This window comes from Streptomyces sp. NPDC013187 (assembly GCF_042899705.1).
Taxonomy (GTDB): domain Bacteria; phylum Actinomycetota; class Actinomycetes; order Streptomycetales; family Streptomycetaceae; genus Streptomyces; species Streptomyces hawaiiensis_A.
Genome location: NZ_JBIBAF010000023.1, coordinates 22,166 through 39,216, shown reverse-complemented (window position 1 = coordinate 39,216; position 17,051 = coordinate 22,166). Strand labels below are relative to the sequence as shown.

16 protein-coding genes and 1 pseudogene are annotated in these 17,051 nt (G+C 70.7%); 14 read left to right on the top strand and 3 right to left on the bottom strand.

All coding sequences use genetic code 11. From position 1 onward, the window contains the following. Positions 1-66: 66 nt before the first annotated feature. Positions 67-1,518 (top strand): menaquinone biosynthesis decarboxylase, encoded by a 1,452-nt coding sequence (locus ACFY5B_RS35925; RefSeq protein WP_266455983.1) that lies wholly within the window; start codon positions 67-69, stop codon positions 1,516-1,518. Then, positions 1,515-2,417: a menaquinone biosynthesis prenyltransferase MqnP gene (mqnP, locus tag ACFY5B_RS35920; protein ID WP_389978229.1), complete on the top strand. Its 903-nt coding sequence runs from the start codon at positions 1,515-1,517 to the stop codon at positions 2,415-2,417. The genes ACFY5B_RS35925 and mqnP overlap by 4 nt, the downstream gene beginning before the upstream one ends. Here the strand turns inward: mqnP and ACFY5B_RS35915 are convergent. Continuing rightward, positions 2,407-3,012, bottom strand: a complete 606-nt coding sequence (locus ACFY5B_RS35915; protein WP_389978226.1) for a rhomboid family intramembrane serine protease — start codon at positions 3,010-3,012, stop codon at positions 2,407-2,409. The two genes, mqnP and ACFY5B_RS35915, sit on opposite strands and share 11 nt — an antisense overlap. Before the next feature lie 115 nt (positions 3,013-3,127). Between ACFY5B_RS35915 and ACFY5B_RS35910 the strand changes: the two genes are divergently transcribed. The 9 genes and pseudogenes from ACFY5B_RS35910 to ACFY5B_RS35870 all read left to right on the top strand — a co-directional run bounded on the left by ACFY5B_RS35910 (position 3,128) and on the right by ACFY5B_RS35870 (position 9,558). Further along, positions 3,128-3,790 carry a UbiX family flavin prenyltransferase gene (locus ACFY5B_RS35910; protein ID WP_389978396.1) on the top strand — a complete coding sequence of 221 codons (663 nt, stop codon included), beginning with the start codon at positions 3,128-3,130 and terminating at the stop codon, positions 3,788-3,790. Between the two features lie 56 nt (positions 3,791-3,846). Continuing rightward, positions 3,847-4,302: an Lrp/AsnC family transcriptional regulator gene (locus tag ACFY5B_RS35905; RefSeq protein ID WP_033314055.1), complete on the top strand. Its 456-nt coding sequence runs from the start codon at positions 3,847-3,849 to the stop codon at positions 4,300-4,302. Between the two features lie 45 nt (positions 4,303-4,347). Continuing rightward, a complete protein-coding gene (gene mqnE, locus ACFY5B_RS35900; protein WP_389978221.1) occupies positions 4,348-5,511 on the top strand; it encodes an aminofutalosine synthase MqnE in 1,164 nt (387 codons plus the stop codon). Positions 5,512-5,579: 68 nt separating this feature from the next. Further along, positions 5,580-6,230 (top strand): UdgX family uracil-DNA binding protein, encoded by a 651-nt coding sequence (locus ACFY5B_RS35895; protein ID WP_389978218.1) that lies wholly within the window; start codon positions 5,580-5,582, stop codon positions 6,228-6,230. Positions 6,231-6,246: 16 nt separating this feature from the next. Continuing rightward, the gene (locus tag ACFY5B_RS35890; protein WP_389978215.1) at positions 6,247-6,771 is read left to right on the top strand and encodes a GNAT family N-acetyltransferase; all 525 of its coding nucleotides are present in this window, start codon (positions 6,247-6,249) and stop codon (positions 6,769-6,771) included. A 91-nt stretch (positions 6,772-6,862) separates the two neighbouring features. Then, positions 6,863-7,162 (top strand): DUF4229 domain-containing protein, encoded by a 300-nt coding sequence (locus tag ACFY5B_RS35885; protein ID WP_389978212.1) that lies wholly within the window; start codon positions 6,863-6,865, stop codon positions 7,160-7,162. 183 nt (positions 7,163-7,345) lie between these two features. After that, a pseudogene (locus ACFY5B_RS35880) lies at positions 7,346-7,405 on the top strand (putative leader peptide); the annotation flags it as partial. Between the two features lie 68 nt (positions 7,406-7,473). Then, a complete protein-coding gene (locus ACFY5B_RS35875) occupies positions 7,474-8,796 on the top strand; it encodes a dicarboxylate/amino acid:cation symporter (protein ID WP_389978209.1) in 1,323 nt (440 codons plus the stop codon). Between the two features lie 96 nt (positions 8,797-8,892). After that, positions 8,893-9,558: a TetR/AcrR family transcriptional regulator gene (locus ACFY5B_RS35870; protein ID WP_389978206.1), complete on the top strand. Its 666-nt coding sequence runs from the start codon at positions 8,893-8,895 to the stop codon at positions 9,556-9,558. Here the strand turns inward: ACFY5B_RS35870 and ACFY5B_RS35865 are convergent. Continuing rightward, the gene (locus ACFY5B_RS35865) at positions 9,546-10,397 is read right to left on the bottom strand and encodes a MaoC family dehydratase (protein ID WP_389978203.1); all 852 of its coding nucleotides are present in this window, start codon (positions 10,395-10,397) and stop codon (positions 9,546-9,548) included. The two genes, ACFY5B_RS35870 and ACFY5B_RS35865, sit on opposite strands and share 13 nt — an antisense overlap. Then, entirely contained in the window at positions 10,397-11,701 is a 1,305-nt protein-coding gene (locus tag ACFY5B_RS35860; protein ID WP_389978393.1) for a 3-oxoacyl-ACP reductase, read from the bottom strand. The genes ACFY5B_RS35865 and ACFY5B_RS35860 overlap by 1 nt, the downstream gene beginning before the upstream one ends. Before the next feature lie 235 nt (positions 11,702-11,936). Here ACFY5B_RS35860 and ACFY5B_RS35855 point away from each other — a divergent pair, with 235 nt between their 5' ends. The 3 genes from ACFY5B_RS35855 to ACFY5B_RS35845 all read left to right on the top strand — a co-directional run bounded on the left by ACFY5B_RS35855 (position 11,937) and on the right by ACFY5B_RS35845 (position 16,612). Continuing rightward, complete coding sequence (locus tag ACFY5B_RS35855; RefSeq protein ID WP_389978200.1) at positions 11,937-13,226, top strand: acetyl-CoA C-acetyltransferase; 1,290 nt, start codon at positions 11,937-11,939, stop codon at positions 13,224-13,226. A gap of 240 nt (positions 13,227-13,466) precedes the next feature. Next, on the top strand, positions 13,467-15,386 hold the full coding sequence (locus ACFY5B_RS35850) for an AMP-dependent synthetase/ligase (protein WP_389978197.1): 1,920 nt from the start codon (positions 13,467-13,469) through the stop codon (positions 15,384-15,386). A 107-nt stretch (positions 15,387-15,493) separates the two neighbouring features. Continuing rightward, positions 15,494-16,612 (top strand): substrate-binding domain-containing protein, encoded by a 1,119-nt coding sequence (locus ACFY5B_RS35845; protein ID WP_389978194.1) that lies wholly within the window; start codon positions 15,494-15,496, stop codon positions 16,610-16,612. Positions 16,613-17,051 lie beyond the last annotated feature (439 nt).

Genomic DNA, 17,051 nt, shown 5'->3' with positions numbered 1-17,051 from the left:
GGGGCCTCTCAGCGAAAACGGTGGGTGGTTCCAGGCCAGGGTAGCGGCTCGGGGATACTGGACCCCATGGCTTACGACGATCTTCGCTCCCTGCTCAGGGCGCTGGAGCGCGAGGGTGACCTCAAGCGCATCAAGGCCGAGGTCGACCCGTATCTGGAGGTCGGGGAGATCGTCGACCGGGTGCAGAAGTCCGGCGGTCCCGCCCTGCTCTTCGAGAACGTGCGCGGGTCGAGCATGCCCCTCGCGATGAACGTGTTCGGCACGGACCGGCGGCTGCTGAAGGCCCTGGGTCTGAAGTCGTACGCCGAGATCACCGAACGGATCGGCGGGCTGCTCAAGCCCGAGCTGCCGCACGGCTTCGTCGGCGTCCGGGAGGCCTTCGGCAAGCTCGGCGCGATGACACACGTACCGCCGAAGAAGGTGAAGGACGGGCCCGTGCAGGAGGTCGTCCTGACCGGGGACGACGTCGACCTCGACCAGCTGCCCGCCCTCTTCACCTGGCCGAAGGACGGCGGGTCGTTCTTCAACCTGGGGCTGACCCACACCAAGGACCCGGAGAGCGGCGTCCGCAACCTCGGGCTGTACCGGCTCCAGCGGCACGACAAGCGCACCATCGGCATGCACTGGCAGATCCACAAGGACAGCCGGAACCACTACCAGGTGGCCGCGCGCCGGGGCGAGCGGCTGCCCGTCGCGATCGCCTTTGGGTGTCCGCCCGCCGTGACCTACGCCTCGACCGCCCCGCTGCCCGGGGACATCGACGAGTATCTGTTCGCCGGGTTCCTCGCGGGCAAGCGGATCGAGATGGTCGACTGCAAGACCGTGCCGCTCCAGGTGCCGGCGCAGGCCGAGGTCGTGATCGAGGGCTGGCTGGAGCCGGGCGAGATGCTGCCCGAGGGGCCGTTCGGCGACCACACCGGCTTCTACACGCCGCAGGAGCCCTTCCCGGCGCTGAAGATCGACTGCATCACGATGCGGAAGCGGCCGCTGCTCCAGTCCATCGTCGTGGGCCGCCCGCCGACGGAGGACGGGCCGCTGGGCCGGGCGACGGAACGCTTCTTCCTGCCGCTGCTGAAGATCATCGTGCCGGACATCGTGGACTACCACCTGCCGGAGGCGGGCGGCTTCCACAACTGCGCGATCGTCTCGATCGACAAGAAGTACCCCAAGCACGCGCAGAAGGTCATGCACGCGATCTGGGGCGCGCACATGATGTCGCTGACCAAGCTGATCGTGGTCGTCGACTCCGACTGTGACGTGCACGATCTGCACGAGGTCGCCTGGCGGGCGCTGGGCAACACGGACTACGCCCGGGACCTGAGCATCGTCGAGGGCCCGGTCGACCATCTGGACCACGCCTCCTACCAGCAGTTCTGGGGCGGCAAGGCCGGTATCGACGCGACGAAGAAGTGGCCCGAGGAGGGCTACACGCGCGACGGCGGCTGGCCCGACATGGTCGAGTCGGACCCGGAGACGGCGGCGAAGGTGGACCGCCGCTGGAAGGAGTACGGACTGTGACCTCCGCTTCCGCCGCGATCCCCCAGCCGGGACGCACCAAGGCGTTCCTCCGGCTGGTGATGATCGAGCACTCGGTCTTCGCGCTGCCCTTCGCCTACATCGCCGCGCTCACCGCGATGTTCCAGTGGGACAAGAACATCCACTGGGGCAGGCTGCTGCTGGTCACCGTCTGCATGGTGGGGCTGCGCACCTTCGCGATGGCGGTCAACCGGATCATCGACCGGGAGATCGACGCGCGGAACCCGCGCACGGCGCAGCGCGAGCTGGTGACCGGCGCCATGTCGGTGAAGCACGCCTGGACGGGTGCGCTGATCGCCCTGGCCGTCTTCCTGGGTGCCGCCGCCCTGCTGAACCCCCTGTGCCTGGCGCTGGCCCCGATCGCGGTGATCCCGATGGTGGTCTACCCGTACGGCAAGCGGTTCACGAACTTCCCGCAGGCCATCCTCGGCCTCGCCCAGGCCATGGGCCCGGTCGGCGGCTGGCTGGCGATCTCGGGGGAGTGGTCCTGGGACGCGGTGATACTCGGTCTCGCCGTAGGCATCTGGATCGGCGGCTTCGACCTGATCTACGCCTGCCAGGACGTGGAGACCGACCGGGAGATCGGCGTCATGTCCGTCCCGGCGCGGTTCGGCATCCCGGCCGCGATCTGGGGCGCCCGGGTCTGCCACACCCTCACCACGGCCCTCTTCGTCTGGTACGCCCTCGCCACCGGCGCCGGCGCCTTCTTCTGGCTGGGCCTGCTGATCATCGCCGCCGCGTTCCTCTACGAGCACTCGATCGTGCGCCCCCACGACCTCTCCCGGGTGAACCGCGCCTTCTTCAGCGTCAACGGCTTCATCGGCATCGCCCTGTTCGTGTGCGCGCTGCTTGACCTGCTGGTGCGCGGCCTCACCGTGTGAGCGCGGGCGGTGCCGCCCGGTCGCGGCGGAACACGAACGCCGCCGCCACCCCCGCCAGCAGGCCCAGCAGATGGCCCTGCCAGCTGACGCCCGTCTGGGTCGGAGCCAGGCCCGCCAGGATCGAGCCGCCCCAGATCGCGGCGACCAGGACGCCCGCCAGGACGCCCCAGGGGCGGCGCTCGACGAAGCCGCTGACCAGGAGGAAGCCGAAGAGGCCGAAGATCACGCCGGACGCGCCCGCGGTGTTGGTGCCGTCCGGGGCTATGAGCCAGACGCCCAGGCCGTCGACGACGATGATCAGCGCACAGACGAGCAGGAACCGGCGCAGGCCCGCGAGCGCGGCGAGGAAGCCGAGGACCAGCAGCGGCACGGAGTTCGCCACCAGATGGGCGAAACCGAAGTGGATGAAGGACGAGGGGACGACATCGACCAGCTCGGACGGGTCGCGCGGGGTGACGCCCAAGCCGTCCAGCGCGTGGCCCGTGGCCACGTCGACCACTTCCAGCAGCCACAGCAGCGCGACCCAGGCGAGCATCAGCTTGCCCGCGGCCAGCGCACGATCGCTGTTCGACCACCCGGCGCGCGTATCCGACATGGCGACCCCCAGTGCTCGCTCGTCCCCTCCGTGCAACGGCCCGCACCCCTTGGCCGGTTCCCACCCTGCGGCTCCGGATAGGCTCGGTGTTGTGAACCCAGTCAAGCCAGGCGAGATGCCGCGTACGCCTTGGATCGTAGGGGTGTCCGGGGCTTCCGGCACCCCGTATGCCGCTGCCGTGCTGCGGGCTCTTCTGGAGGCCGGCGAGAGCGTCGATCTCGTGGTGTCCCGGGCGTCCCGGCTGACCCTGCTGGACGAGACCGGCATCTCCTTCCGGGACGCCCACTGGCAGGCCGACCTGCGGGAATGGCTGTCCCGGGGCGCCGACGGCAAGCCGGACACCTTCTCCGTCGACATCGACGCCGTACGGCACTGGAGCGCCGGCGACCTGGCCGCCGGGCCCTCCTCGGGGTCGTACCCCACCAAGGGCATGCTCATCGTGCCCGCCTCGACGGCGAGCGTGGCCGGGGTCGCACTCGGGCTGTCGAAGGACCTGCTGCAACGGGCGGCGAGCGTGACCCTCAAGGAGGGCCGCAAGCTGATCGTGGCCGTGCGGGAGACTCCGCTGAACGGCCAGACCTTGCGCCATCTGGTCACCCTCGATGACGCGGGCGCGACGGTCGTGCCCGCCTCACCCGCCTTCTACGCGGGCGCGACGCACATTCAGGACCTGGTGGACTTCGTCGCCGGACGCGTACTCGACGCGGCGGGCGTGCCGCACCGGCTCTACCGCCGTTGGCAGGGTGAGCTCGGCGGCGGTGCGCACCGCGACGGCTGAGCAGCACCCGAACTCATCGGACTCAACGACAACTTCAGCGGAAGGCTTCGATCGCAATGGACGCGGTGGACAGGCAGCTCATCCAGGCCCTGAGGGAGAACGGCCGGGCCTCCTACGCGGAGCTGGGACGCCTCGTCGGACTGTCGGGACCCAGTGTCACCGACCGCATCAACCGGCTGGAGGCGGCCGGGGTCATCACCGGCTACCGGGCCACCGTCGACGCGGCCTCGCTCGGCCTCGGCGTCACCGCCCTGATCGGCATCTCGCTCTCCGACGCCACCGACCACGAGGACGTGGCGCAGCGGCTGAAGGACCTCTCGGAGATCGAGGACTGCTGGTTCATCGCGGGCGACGACTCGTACATGCTCAAGGTGCGGGCGGCGGACGTCGACGGCCTGGAGAAGATGATCCGGCGGCTCAGCGGGATCGAGGGCGTCTCCCGCACGCGGACGACCATCGTGCTCTCCACGAAGTGGGAGAACCGGGTCGGGGAGCTGCCCGAAGAGGAGTAGAGCGGTAGCCGTACGGTTGGGACGTCGTCGTAGAAAGGTGTGGGCATGGATCTCGGGCTCAAGCGCGAGCTGGAGGAGAAGGTCAGGGCGGGTGAGCGCCTGACCCGTGAGGACGGCATCGCGCTGTACGAGTCGGACGACCTGGCCTGGCTCGGCGGCCTCGCGCACGAGGTGCGCACCCGCAAGAACGGCGACGTCGTGCACTTCAACGTCAACCGGCACCTCAACATGACCAACGTGTGTACGGCCTCCTGCGCGTACTGCTCCTTCCAGCGCAAGCCGGGGGAGAAGGACGCGTACACGATGCGCATCGAGGAGGCCGTGAAGCTCGCGAAGGCGATGGAGTCGGAGAACCTCACCGAGCTGCACATCGTCAACGGGCTGCACCCGAACCTGCCGTGGCGGTACTACCCGCGGTCGCTGCGGGAGCTGAAGGCGGCGCTGCCGGACGTCTCGCTGAAGGCGTTCACGGCCACGGAGATCCACCACTTCGAGACGATCTCGGGGATGAGCGCGTCGGAGATCCTCGACGAGCTGATCGACGCCGGTCTTGAGTCCCTCACCGGTGGTGGCGCCGAGATCTTCGACTGGGAGGTCCGCCGGCACATCGTGGACCACCGGACCCACTGGGAGGACTGGTCTCGGATCCACCGCCTCGCGCACGAGAAGGGTCTGAAGACCCCGTGCACGATGCTGTACGGGCACATCGAGGAGCCCCGTCACCGCGTGGACCACGTGCTGCGGCTGCGTGAGCTGCAGGACGAGACCGGTGGGTTCCAGGTCTTCATTCCGCTGCGGTACCAGCACGACTTCGTCGACATGCAGGACGGCAAGGTGCGCAATCGCCTTCAGGCGCGGACGCAGATGGCGACGGGGGCGGAGGCGTTGAAGACCTTCGCTGTGTCGCGGCTGCTGTTCGACAACGTGCCGCATGTGAAGGTGTTCTGGGTGATGCACGGGGTGCAGACGGCGCAGCTGGCGCTGCAGCACGGGGCGGACGACATGGACGGGTCTGTCGTCGAGTACAAGATCACGCATGACGCGGACAATTACGGGACGCCGAACAAGCTGACGCGTGAGGATCTGCTCGATCTGATCCGTGATGCCGGGTTCCGGCCTGTGGAGCGGAACACCAGGTACGAGATCATCCGTGAGTACGAGGGGCCTGACCCGGAGCGTCGCGAGTCGCCGCAGCCTATGCGGGTGTGATTGCGGCGCTCGGTGTGTGGGGTTGTTCGCGCAGTTCCCCGCGCCCCTGAAGGGGGTACTCGGTCGGCATGGTCGGGACCTCGGCGTCTGAGGATGCCTATACCGCTGAGCCCTTTCTTCCTGGTCGCGGTGGGCTCACCGCTCTGCGGCGGGCCGCCGCCGACTGTCGGGGGTGTCCCCTGCACCGGGACGCCACGCAGACCGTGTTCGGGGACGGTGACGCGGATGCCCGGGTCATGCTCGTGGGGGAGCAGCCCGGGGATCAGGAGGACCGGCAGGGGAAGCCGTTCGTGGGGCCTGCCGGGAAGCTGCTGGACCGGGCCCTGGAGGAGGCCGGCATCGATCCCTCCGATGCCTATGTCACCAACGCCGTGAAGCACTTCAAGTTCACGCAGGCCGAGCCCCGCAAGCGGCGGATCCACAAGGCTCCGAACCTGCGGGAGATGACCGCCTGCGGGCCCTGGCTGGCCGCGGAGCTCGCGGTCGTGGAGCCGGAGCTGATCGTCGTGCTGGGGGCCACCGCCGGGAAGGCCCTGCTCGGGTCCTCCTTCCGGGTCACGCAGGTGCGCGGGACGGTGCTGGAGGAGGAGATCCACGGGCGGCCGGAGCGGCTGGTGCCGACCGTGCATCCGTCGTCGGTGCTGCGGTCCGACGACCGGGAAGCGGCGTACCGGGGGCTGGTGTCGGACCTGAAGGTGGCGGCCGACGCCCTGTCGTAATAGCTACAATTCCGACATGCCCCTTACCCTCACGCTCGAACCCGCCGTCACCCCCGCGCTGCGTGACGGTCTGCTCGATCTGTGGACCGACGTCTCCAACGCCGGAGGGGCCGTCGGGTACGTGCCGCCGGTGACGCGGGAGGAGATCCGCCCGGCGCTCGTGCAGCACTTCGCGGCGATGGCGGACGGCCGGGTCAAGCTCCTCGTCGGGCACGACGAGGAGGGACGGGTCGCGGCGACCGCCTTCCTGACCTTCAACACGCATCACCTGATGACGCACTGGCTGTGGCTGTACACGGTGATGGTGCACCCGAGGCACCAGGGCAAGGGCTGGGGGCGGGACCTGCTGCGCGCCGCCGCGGACGCGGCCCGGGGGATGGACGGGATCGAGGCGATCCGGCTGACCTGCCGGGGCGGACTCGGTCTCGAGCGGTTCTACGAGGCCTGCGGCTACAAGGAGGTCGGGCGGGTCCCCGGGGCGATCCGGGTGGCACCGGGGGACGACCGCGAGGACGTCATCATGCTGCTGCCGCTGGTCTGACCCCCGTGCAAGATCGACCGCTCGGCGTGCTTCACTGGACGGTGCCCCTTTGGGTGCGTTCCGGCCGTTCGAAACGGAAGAGTGGATTGAGATGCTCCGCTACACACTGATGCGCCTCGGAGTCTTCGTGGGCTGCCTCGTGGTCGTCTGGGGCGCCGTCTACTCCGGCATCGCCCCGCGCGGGCTGGGCAACAGCAACGGGCTGTGGGTCGTCCTCCTCGCCCTGCTGATCTCCGCGCCGATCAGCTTCGTCGTGCTGCGCAAGGAGCGGGACCGGGCGTCCGTGCGGGTCGCGCAGCGCGTCGACCGGATGAAGGCCAACCTGGACGCCAACCGCAGCCAGGAGGACGCCGCCGACGACACCGCCCGCACCCAGGGGCAGACCTCGTAGGGACCCCCTCGCGCGTTCACAGCGCCCCGTTTCCGTACATGCTCGGAAACGGGGCGCATTGCGTTGTATGGGCGTGTGTGCGTCGTCACCTGTCAAAGAAAGGCTTTGGGGTCCTCAAAGTTCAGGTGTTAAGGTCGTGGTATGAAGTCAGCAGTCGCGCCCCATTCGCCCCTGAGCGCTCCGCTCGTGGCGCGGCTGCACGTGGATCTCTGTCGGTGCGCGTCCGCTTTCTGTCGTTCCTGACGTAACGCAACCCCCCGCCGTCCCGCCCACGTCAGCTTTCCTACGCGTCCCCCCCAACGGAGTAGTCCGTGTCCTCACACACGAAGTCCTTCAAGGTGCCCTTCTGGGCCCAGATAATCGCCGGTCTCGTCCTGGGTGTGCTGCTCGGCTGGCTCGCCCGCGACCAGGACGTGTCCTGGTTGGTCACGACACTGGAAAAGGTCGGCGACACGTTCATCGGGCTGCTGAAGCTCGCGGTCGCCCCGCTCGTCTTCTTCGCGATCCTGGTCTCGATCACCAACCTGCGGAAGGTCAACAACGCGGCCCGCCTGGCCTCGCGCACCCTCCTCTGGTTCATGATCACGTCGCTGATCGCGGTCAGCATCGGCCTGGTCATCGGCCTGCTGACCAACCCCGGCGCCGGTACCGGCCTCACGCCCAAGGACGGCGGGAAGCCCGAGGACACCGGCTCCTGGATCGACTTCCTGACGGGCATCGTCCCGACCGACGTCATCACGCCGTTCACCGAGCTGAACGTGCTGCAGATCGTCTTCATGGCGGCCGTCGCCGGTATCGCCGCACTCCAGCTCGGCGAGAAGGCCCAGCCGATCCTCACCCTGAGCGAGTCCGTCCTCAGCCTCCTCCAGAAGGCGCTGTGGTGGGTCATCCGGCTCGCCCCGATCGGCACGATCGGCCTCATCGGCCACGCCATCGCCACCTACGGCTGGGACCTGATCGGCAAGTACGCGACGTTCACCGCCGACATCTACGTCGGCTGCCTCATCGTGCTGTTCGGCGTCTACCCGACGCTGCTCGCGACCGTCGCCAAGGTCAACCCGGTGCAGTTCTTCAAGGGTGCCTGGCCCGCGATCCAGCTGGCCTTCGTCTCCCGCTCCTCCGTCGGGACCATGCCGCTGACGCAGAAGGTCACCGAGCGGCTCGGCGTGCCGAAGGAGTACGCCTCCTTCGCCGTGCCGTTCGGCGCGACGACCAAGATGGACGGCTGCGCCGCGATCTACCCGGCCATCGCCGCGATCTTCGTCGCCCAGATCTTCGACATCCAGCTGGGCGTCGGCGACTACCTGCTGATCGCGTTCGTCTCGGTGGTCGGCTCCGCCGCCACCGCCGGTCTCACCGGCGCGACGGTCATGCTGACCCTCACCCTCTCCACCCTCGGCCTGCCGATGGAGGGCGTCGGTCTGCTCCTGGCGATCGACCCGATCCTGGACATGATCCGCACCGCGACCAACGTCGCCGGGCAGGCACTGATCCCGGTCCTGGTCTCGGCCCGCGAGAACCTGCTCGACCGCGACGCCTACGCCACGGCCGACGGCTCCTCCCTGGACGAGCCGCTCGACGAGCCGCGTGACGAGCCGCGCGACCGGACCGAGCCGGTCACCGCGACCGCCTGACGGCTGGACCAGCCGCACGCGTCGACGGGCCCCCTGAGCGGTCCTTCCCCGGTTTCCCGGGAGAGGGCCGACCAAGGGGCCCGTACGCTAAGCGGTATGGGTGCCGTGAAGACCAAGCGGATGCCGCGCGCGGTCCGTGAACAGCAGATGCTGGACGCCGCCGTGCAGATCTTCGGCCAACGGGGGTACATGGCCGCGTCGATGGACGAGATCGCCGAACTCGCGGGCGTGTCCAAGCCGTTGGTGTACCTGTACCTCAACTCGAAGGAAGACCTCTTCACCGCCTGCATCCGACGCGAGGCGGGGGCCCTCGTCGAGGCGGTGCGGGCCGGGGTCCGCCGCGACCTGCCGGCCGACCGGCAACTCTGGGAAGGCCTCGGTGCCTTCTTCGCGCACACCGGCGAGAACCCGGACGCGTGGTCGGTCCTGCACCTCCAGGCCCGTACGCACGGCGAGCCGTTCGCCGCCGAGGTCACAGGGATGCGCGAGGAGATCGTCGCGTTCGTGACCCAGCTGATCCTCGCCGGTGCCCGGGAAGCCCACCGCAACCCCGACCTGCCCGAGCGCGAGGTCGCCGGGCTCGCCGAAGCGCTGGTCGGCGCCGCCGAGTCGCTCGCGGCCTGGGCCAACGCCACTCCGGGTGTCACGGCCCGCCAGGCCGCGGCCACGCTGATGAACTTCGCCTGGGCGGGGCTCGGCGACCTGATGGAGGGGCGGCCCTGGGCGCCCCCGGAGGAGCCGCCGGGCCCTCACGTCGGATAGACGTCCCCCGTCACGTGGATCCGGTCCTCACGGCCACGCAGCTCGAACCGGCCGTCCCGCGCCGCGTACGTCACCGTCGCGGGCAGCAGGACCGGTGCCCGGAACTCCGCGCGCACATGGCAGTGCTGGGGGACGCCGTGCGCGGCGAGGCAGCGGGCCACGGTCCACATGCCGTGCGCGATGGCCCGGGGGAAGCCGAACAGCCGGGCCGTGAGCGGGTACAGATGGATCGGGTTGCGGTCCCCGGAGGCGGCCCCGTAGCGGCGCCCGACATCCCCGGCGAGCCGCCACTCCTCGACCGGGGGCAGCGGCCCCCGCGCCTCCGGCTCCCGGGGGACCGCGGTCAGCCGGTTCGTGCGGTGCCGGGCCAGGTACGTGCTCCTCGACTCCCATACGACGGCACCGCCGCGGCGCACCTCGGTGACGACCGTGGCCTCCGTGCCGCGCCGGTGCGGGGCCAAGCCCTCGACGTGCACGGAGAGTTCGTAGCTGCCGCCGGGCGACATCCGCTCGTGCCGGGTGACGGTGATCGACGTGTGGACCAGGCCGAGCAGCGGCAGCGGGAAGTCCCGGCCGCTCATCAGCCGCATGGCCAGGGGGAACCCGAGCACATGCGGATACGTCACCGGCAGCGCGTCCTCCCCGACGGGGAACCCGCAGACCCGCTCGTACGCCGCGAGCCGCGCGAGGTCGACGCGCACGCCGGGCAGGACGAGCCGGGTGCGGGGGAACTCCGCGTCGGAACGGGGGCTTCTGAAGGGGGAGAGCAGGGCGCCGCGGGCCAGGAGCGGGGCGAGGGCGGGTGGCCCGGTGAGGACGAGGGCGTCGGGGCCGGTCATCACGCCCCCAGCAGGCTCTGGCCGCAGACGCGGACGACCTGGCCGTTGACCGCGCCCGAGGCCGGGTGGGCCAGCCAGGCGGTGGTCTCGGCGACATCGACCGGGAGACCGCCCTGGGCGAGGGAGTTCATCCGGCGGCCCGCCTCGCGGATGAACAGCGGGACGGCGGCCGTCATCTTCGTCTCGATGAAGCCCGGCGCGACCGCGTTGACCGCCACGCCGTGCTCCGCCAGCGCGCGCGGCGCGAGGGAGCGGACCAGGCCGACGACGCCCGCCTTGCTCGCCCCGTAGTTGGTCTGACCGGCGTTGCCCGCGAGCCCCGCGATCGAGGCGGTGGCGACGATCCGGCCGCCGCGCTTCAGCGTCCCGTCCTTGAGCAGGGCGTCCGTGGTGCGCAGCACGCTCGCCAGGTTCACTTCGAGGACGGAGATCCAGCGTTCGGACGGCATGTTCACCAGGCGCCGGTCGCGGGTGATGCCCGCGTTGTGGATCAGCACATCCAGGCCGTCGGGCAGGGCCTCGGCGATCCGCGTGCCCGCGTCAGCGGCCGTCATGTCGAGCAGCAGCGCGGTGCCGCCGAGCCGCTCGGCGACCCGCCGGGCGTCCTGCTCGGCCTGCGGCACGTCGAGCACCACGACCCGGGCACCGTCCCGCGCGAGGGTCTCGGCGACCGCCTCACCGATGCCCCGGGCGGCGCCGGTGACGAGGGCGGTGCGGCCGGCCAGGGGGCGCTCCGGGTCGGCGGCGGTCGTCTCCCGGGCGGCTCCCACCTCGATGACCTGCCCGCTCACGTAGGCCGACTTGGGTGACAGCAGGAAGCGCAGGGTGGACTCCGCGGCGGCCGCTTCCGTGAGCCGGACCAGGTTCACCGTCCTGCCCCGGCCGATCTCCTTGCCGAGCGAGCGCGTGAAGCCCTCCAGGGCCTGCTGGGCCGCGGCCTGGTGGTGGTCGGCGGGGTCGAGCGGCGCGCCGAGCACGACCACGCGTCCGCTCGAGGCGACCGACCGTACGACGGGGTGCAGGGCGGAGTGCACCTCCGCCAGGGCCTCGACGTCCCGCACCCCGGTGGCGTCCAGGACGGCGGCGGCCGCGCGGTCGGAGCCGGCCGGGCCGAGTCCCGTACGGGCCAGGACCGGCGCCAGGTCGAGGGCGGACCGGCCGGCGGTGAGGTGCAGCAGCCCGCCGTCCAGGCCGGGCCGCTCGGGGGACCAGCGGGTCAGCGCCGCGGGCTGGGGCAGTCCCAGCCGATGGGTGAGGAAGCGGCCGGGCGCGGTACCGGTGAAGCGCAGATAGCGGTCGGCCATGGACGACTCCCAGTTCCCGAGGACGGTTCGCTGACGCCCCACTCCTGCTTACTCTGGAGTAAGGTTACCGGGGGTAAGGCTACGTCACGGACGAGGGCCTGGTCGAGATGAGCCGGTCGGGATGACTGGTCGAAAGTGAGCTGGTCGAGATGAGTTGGTCGAGATGAGCCGGTTGAAAGTGAGCTGGTCGAGATGAGTTGGTCGAGATGAGCCGGTCGAAAGTGAGCTGGTCGAGATGAGCCGTCAGCTGCTGTCGCCGTCGGTGCGGCGCGTGGCCGTCGTCGGCGGAGCGCGCATCCCCTTCGCCCGTTCCGACGGCCCCTACGCCACCGCCTCCAACCAGCAGATGCTCACCGCCGCCCTCGACGGCCTGGTCGACCGGTACGGACTCCAGGGGCCGGGCGTGGTCGGCGAGTTCGTCGCCGGGGCCGTGCTCAAGCACGCCCGCGACTTCAACCTCGCCCGCGAGACCGTTCTCGGCTCGCGACTCCACCCGACCACCCCCGCCTACGACATCCAGCAGGCCTGCGGCACCGGACTCCAGGCCGTCATCGCCGCCGCCAACAAGATCGCCCTCGGTCAGACCGAGTCGGCCGTCGCGGGCGGCGCCGACACGGCCAGCGACGCACCCCTCGGCGTCAACGACACCCTGCGCCGCATCCTGCTGGAGGCCCGCCGCGCGAAGTCGCCCGGCGCCCGTCTGAAAGCCCTGGCGAAGCTGCGCCCGGGCCACCTCGTCCCCGACATCCCGCGCAACGCCGAGCCGCGCACGGGCCTGTCCATGGGCGAGCACGCGGCCGTCACCGCCCGCACCCGGGGCATCCCCCGCGAGGCGCAGGACGAACTCGCGGCCACGAGCCACCGGCGGCTGGCGGCGGCGTACGAACGTGGCTTCTTCCACGACCTGGTGGTCCCCTTCCGCGGCCTGGCCCGCGACCAGAACCTGCGCCCCGGCTCGACGGTGGAGAAACTGGCCGCCCTGAAGCCGGTGTTCGGGCTCGATCACCCCGACCCGACCATGACCGCCGGGAACTCCACACCGCTGACGGACGGCGCCGCGACCGTGCTGCTGGCGAGCGAGGAGTGGGCCCGCGAGCGCGGGCTGGAACCGCTGGCGTACCTCACCGCGTACGAGACGGCGGCCGTCGACTTCGTCGGCGGTGACGTGGCCGGCGGCGAGGACGGACTGCTCATGGCACCCGCGTACGCCGTCCCGCGCATGCTGGAGCGGGCCGGGCTGGGCCTGGACGACTTCGACCTCGTCGAGATCCACGAGGCGTTCGCCTCCCAGGTGCTGGCGACCCTCGCCGCCTGGGAGAAGCGAGGCCTCGGGACGGTGGACCGGGCCCGGCTGAACGTCGCCGGCTCCTCCCTCGCCACCGGCCACCCCTTCGCCGCCACCGGCGCCCGGATCGTCGCCACCCTGGCCAAGCTCCTCACCGAACGGGACGCCCCCGCCCGCGGGCTGATCTCCGTCTGCGCGGCGGGCGGGCAGGGGGTGACGGCCATCCTGGAGCGTGCCTGAGGGCATCGTGTGCAGAACCTGAAATCCCCTCACGTAATCCCCGAGATTGCACAGGCCTGGCTCCGGACCATCCCCGAACCCGCACAAACCCGCCACGTCAGCGCCGTACGATCCCGTTCCTACCGTCAGTAACCCCTTAGAGACCTCTCAGGGGGGATTGAGCCGGTTGAGCGCCTCGGCGTGCGAGGCACGTACGTCATGCAGCAAGCAGTCCTTCGCTGCACGCCCCAGGAGCCGCCCGTGTCCACTGCGTATCCCTCCTCCGCCTACGGCGACGCGTACGAGGGGCCGAGGCTCGTCGAGCCCGAGGTACGGCGGCTGGACGGGGCGGTGCGGGAGGCCTCCGTCCCGCCGCTGGCCCCGCCGTGGACCCACGGGTCGCTCGCCGACCTGCCCTTCGACAACGCGACCGCGCACCCCGATGCCGTGGCACTCAGCCGCAAGGACGCCGACGGCAACTGGAGCGACGTCACCGCCGCACGGTTCGCCGACCAGGTGCGGGCCGTGGCGAAGGGCCTGATCGCCGAGGGCCTGATGCCGGGCGACCGGATCGCCGTGATGGCCCGCACCATCTACGAGTGGACCGTCCTGGACTTCGCCGCCTGGGCGGCCGGACTGGTCACCGTCCCCGTCTACCCCACCTCCTCCGTCTTCCAGGCCCGCTGGATCCTCCAGGACTCCGGCGCGGTCGCCCTGGTCACCGAGACCGCAGCGCAGGCCGCCGCCCTCGGCCCCGAGCGGGAGCGGCTGCCCGACCTCCAGCACATGTGGGTCGTGGAGAAGGGGCACGTGAACCGGCTCGCGGAAGCCGGGGCGCACCTGCCCGACCAGGAGGTCGAGGTGCGGCGCGGCATGCTCGGCCCCGACACCCTCGCCACCCTCGTCTACACCTCGGGCACCACGGGCCGCCCCAAGGGCTGCGCGCTCACCCACGGCAACTTCTTCGCCGAGGTCGACAACGCCATCGAGCTGCTCTACCCCGTCTTCCGGGCCAAGACCAGCGAAGAGGCCTCGGTCCTGCTGTTCCTGCCGATGTCCCACGTCTTCGGCCGCATGGTGGCCATCGCCTGCATCCGCGCCCGCGTCCGGCTCGGTCACGCGCCGAGCATCAAGGCCGACCATTTGCTGCCGGACCTGGCCAGCTTCCGGCCGACCTGTCTGCTGGCCATCCCGTACATGCTGGAGAAGGTCTTCAACTCGGCCCGTGCCAAGGCCGAGGCAGGCGGCAGGGCCTCGTCGTTCGACCGCGCGGTGGCCGTGGCGCAGCGCTATGGAGAGGCCCTGGAGGCCCAGCAGACGGGCACCGGACCCGGCCCCTCCCGCGCCCTCAAGACCGCTCGGGCCTTCTACGACCCCCTGGTCTACCGCCGCCTCCGCAACGCCATGGGCGGCAGAGTCCGCTACGCCATCTGCGGCGGCTCCCCGCTCGGCCGCCGCCTCGCCGCGTTCTACGCCGGTGCCGGCATCGAGATCTTCGAGGGCTACGGCCTGACGGAGACCACCGGCGCGAGCACCGTCACCCCGCCCCTGAAACCCCGGCTCGGCACCGTCGGCTGGCCGCTGCCCGGCACCCGCGTCCGCATCGCCGCCGACGGGGAGATCCTGGTCGGCGGCGACCACGTGCTGCGCGGCTACTGGGACCCGCAGGCCGGCGGCGTCGTCCCCGCCGCCCCCGACGGCTGGCTCGCCACCGGTGACCTCGGCGAACTGGACGACGAGGGCTACCTGACGATCACCGGCCGCAAGAAGGAACTGCTGATCACCGCGGGCGGCAAGTCCGTCGCCCCGGCCCCGCTGGAGAACTGGCTGCGCTCGCACCCGCTGATCTCCCAGTGCCTGGTCCTGGGCGACGGCCGCCCCTTCGTCTCGGCCCTGATCACCCTCGACCCGGAGGGCATCACCCACTGGCGCCAGATGAACGGCAAACACCCCGTACCGGCCACGCTGCTCGTCGACGACGAGGAACTGCGCGCCGTCCTGCAACGTGCCGTCGACGAGGCCAACAAGCTGGTCTCCCGCCCGGAGTCGATCCGCCGCTTCGTCATCCTCCCCGAGGACTTCACGGAGGAGGCGGGCCATCTCACCCCGTCGATGAAGCTCCGCCGGGAGGCCGTGCTGCGCGCGTTCGCCACGGAAGTAGAGGGTCTGTACGCCCCGTGATTCACCTTTGCGATGTCTTCACACGTGGTTCTTGACGACGCACGGCGTCTGCCCGTTGGCTTTCGACCACCTCGTCACGATGCTCCCCCCATCGGAAGGCACCACCAGTGATACCGCGTAACACCCGTCAGGCCGCCGTGCGGCGCATCTCCATCGCCCTGGCGGTCTCCGTGTCGGCCCTGTCCCTCGCCGCCTGCGGCGGCGGGAGTGACGACGCCGCCGCGAAGAAGGGCAACGACATCACGGTGGGCCTGCTGCTGCCCGACCGGGACACGGCACGCTTCGAGAAGTTCGACTACCCGCTGATCAAGCAGGAGGTCGCGTCCCTCACGGAGGGCAAGGGCACGGTCCGCTACGCCAACGCCGAGGCCAGCGTGGCCAGACAGAGCGAGCAGTTCCAGAAGATGATCGCCGACAGGGTGGACGTCATCCTCGTCGACGCGCTGAACTCCAAGAGCATCGCAGGCGACGTGCAGAAGGCCAAGGACGCCGGCATCCCGGTCATCGCCTACGACCGGCTCGCCGAGGGCCCCATCGACGCCTATGTCTCCCACGACAACGAACTCGTCGGCCAGGTGCAGGGCCGCGCCATCATGGGGGAACTCGGCGACAAGGCCAAGAAGAGCAAGGTCGTCATGATGAACGGCGACCCCGCGGACCCCAACACCGCACGCTTCAAGGAGGGCGCGCTCAGCGAACTCCAGGGCCAGGTCGACATCGTCGCGCAGTACGACACCAAGGAGTGGAAGCCCGCGATCGCCAAGGCCAACATGAAGAAGGCGATCCAGAAGGTCGGGCTGAACAACATCGCCGCCGTCTACTCGGCCAACGACGGCATGGCGGGCGCCGTCATAGAGGCACTGAAGGAGGCCGGAGCCACCAAGATGCCGCCGGTCACCGGGCAGGACGCCAACCTCGACGCGGTGCAGCGGGTCGTCTCCGGCGAGCAGTACATGACCGTGTACAAGTCCTTCCTGCTGGAGGCGACCAACGCCGCGAAGATCGCGGTGGCCAAGGTCCAGGGCCGGGACATCGAGTTCGCCGCGCTGACCCGGGAGACGGTCGACAGCCCGACGCAGAAGAACATTCCGGCGATGCTGGTGCCGGTGGTCGCCCTCACCAAGGACAACATCAAGGACACCGTGATCACCGACGGCGTGTACACCGTCAAGGACATCTGCACCGCGAAGTACAAGGCGGACTGCGCGGCCATCGGCCTGGAGTAGCGGCCAAGCGCGGCGCGGCTGGTGTGCGCTCCGGGCTCGGGTGGAGGAGGCGCGGGGCCGGGCTGCCGTGCGCTCGGCTCGTGGGCTCGGTTCGCGGGCTCGGTTCGCGGGCTCGTGGGGCGGGCTGCGCGGGGCAGGTGGCTGACACGTGCGCTTCGGGCTCGGGTGGAGGAGGCGCGGGGCCGGGCTGCACGCGGCCGGGCTGTGTGGGCTCGGCTCGCGGGCTCGTGGGGCGGGCTGCGCGGGGCAGGTGGCTGACGTGCGCTTCGGGCTCGGGTGGAGGAGGCGGCGCGGGGCCGGGCTGCCGTGGGCTCGGTTCGCGGGCTCGTGGGGCGTTCGCGGGGCCGGGCTGCGTGGGCTCCAGCGGCGGGCCGCGCGGCCTCAGGGCACGGACGCGTGGTGGGTTGCGCGGGTGCCGGCCCGGAGCGGCCGGTGCGCG

What these genes read in the sequence shown, in the direction of transcription:
- ACFY5B_RS35925 (WP_266455983.1), top strand. Translation starts at nt 67, where the DNA reads ATGGCTTACGACGATCTTCGCTCCCTGCTCAGGGCGCTGGAGCGCGAG.
- ACFY5B_RS35915 (WP_389978226.1), bottom strand. Translation starts at nt 3,012, where the DNA reads ATGTCGGATACGCGCGCCGGGTGGTCGAACAGCGATCGTGCGCTGGCC.
- ACFY5B_RS35910 (WP_389978396.1), top strand. Translation starts at nt 3,128, where the DNA reads ATGCCGCGTACGCCTTGGATCGTAGGGGTGTCCGGGGCTTCCGGCACC.
- ACFY5B_RS35905 (WP_033314055.1), top strand. Translation starts at nt 3,847, where the DNA reads ATGGACGCGGTGGACAGGCAGCTCATCCAGGCCCTGAGGGAGAACGGC.
- mqnE (WP_389978221.1), top strand. Translation starts at nt 4,348, where the DNA reads ATGGATCTCGGGCTCAAGCGCGAGCTGGAGGAGAAGGTCAGGGCGGGT.
- ACFY5B_RS35895 (WP_389978218.1), top strand. Translation starts at nt 5,580, where the DNA reads ATGGTCGGGACCTCGGCGTCTGAGGATGCCTATACCGCTGAGCCCTTT.
- ACFY5B_RS35890 (WP_389978215.1), top strand. Translation starts at nt 6,247, where the DNA reads ATGCCCCTTACCCTCACGCTCGAACCCGCCGTCACCCCCGCGCTGCGT.
- ACFY5B_RS35885 (WP_389978212.1), top strand. Translation starts at nt 6,863, where the DNA reads ATGCTCCGCTACACACTGATGCGCCTCGGAGTCTTCGTGGGCTGCCTC.
- ACFY5B_RS35870 (WP_389978206.1), top strand. Translation starts at nt 8,893, where the DNA reads ATGGGTGCCGTGAAGACCAAGCGGATGCCGCGCGCGGTCCGTGAACAG.
- ACFY5B_RS35865 (WP_389978203.1), bottom strand. Translation starts at nt 10,397, where the DNA reads ATGACCGGCCCCGACGCCCTCGTCCTCACCGGGCCACCCGCCCTCGCC.
- ACFY5B_RS35860 (WP_389978393.1), bottom strand. Translation starts at nt 11,701, where the DNA reads ATGGCCGACCGCTATCTGCGCTTCACCGGTACCGCGCCCGGCCGCTTC.
- ACFY5B_RS35855 (WP_389978200.1), top strand. Translation starts at nt 11,937, where the DNA reads ATGAGCCGTCAGCTGCTGTCGCCGTCGGTGCGGCGCGTGGCCGTCGTC.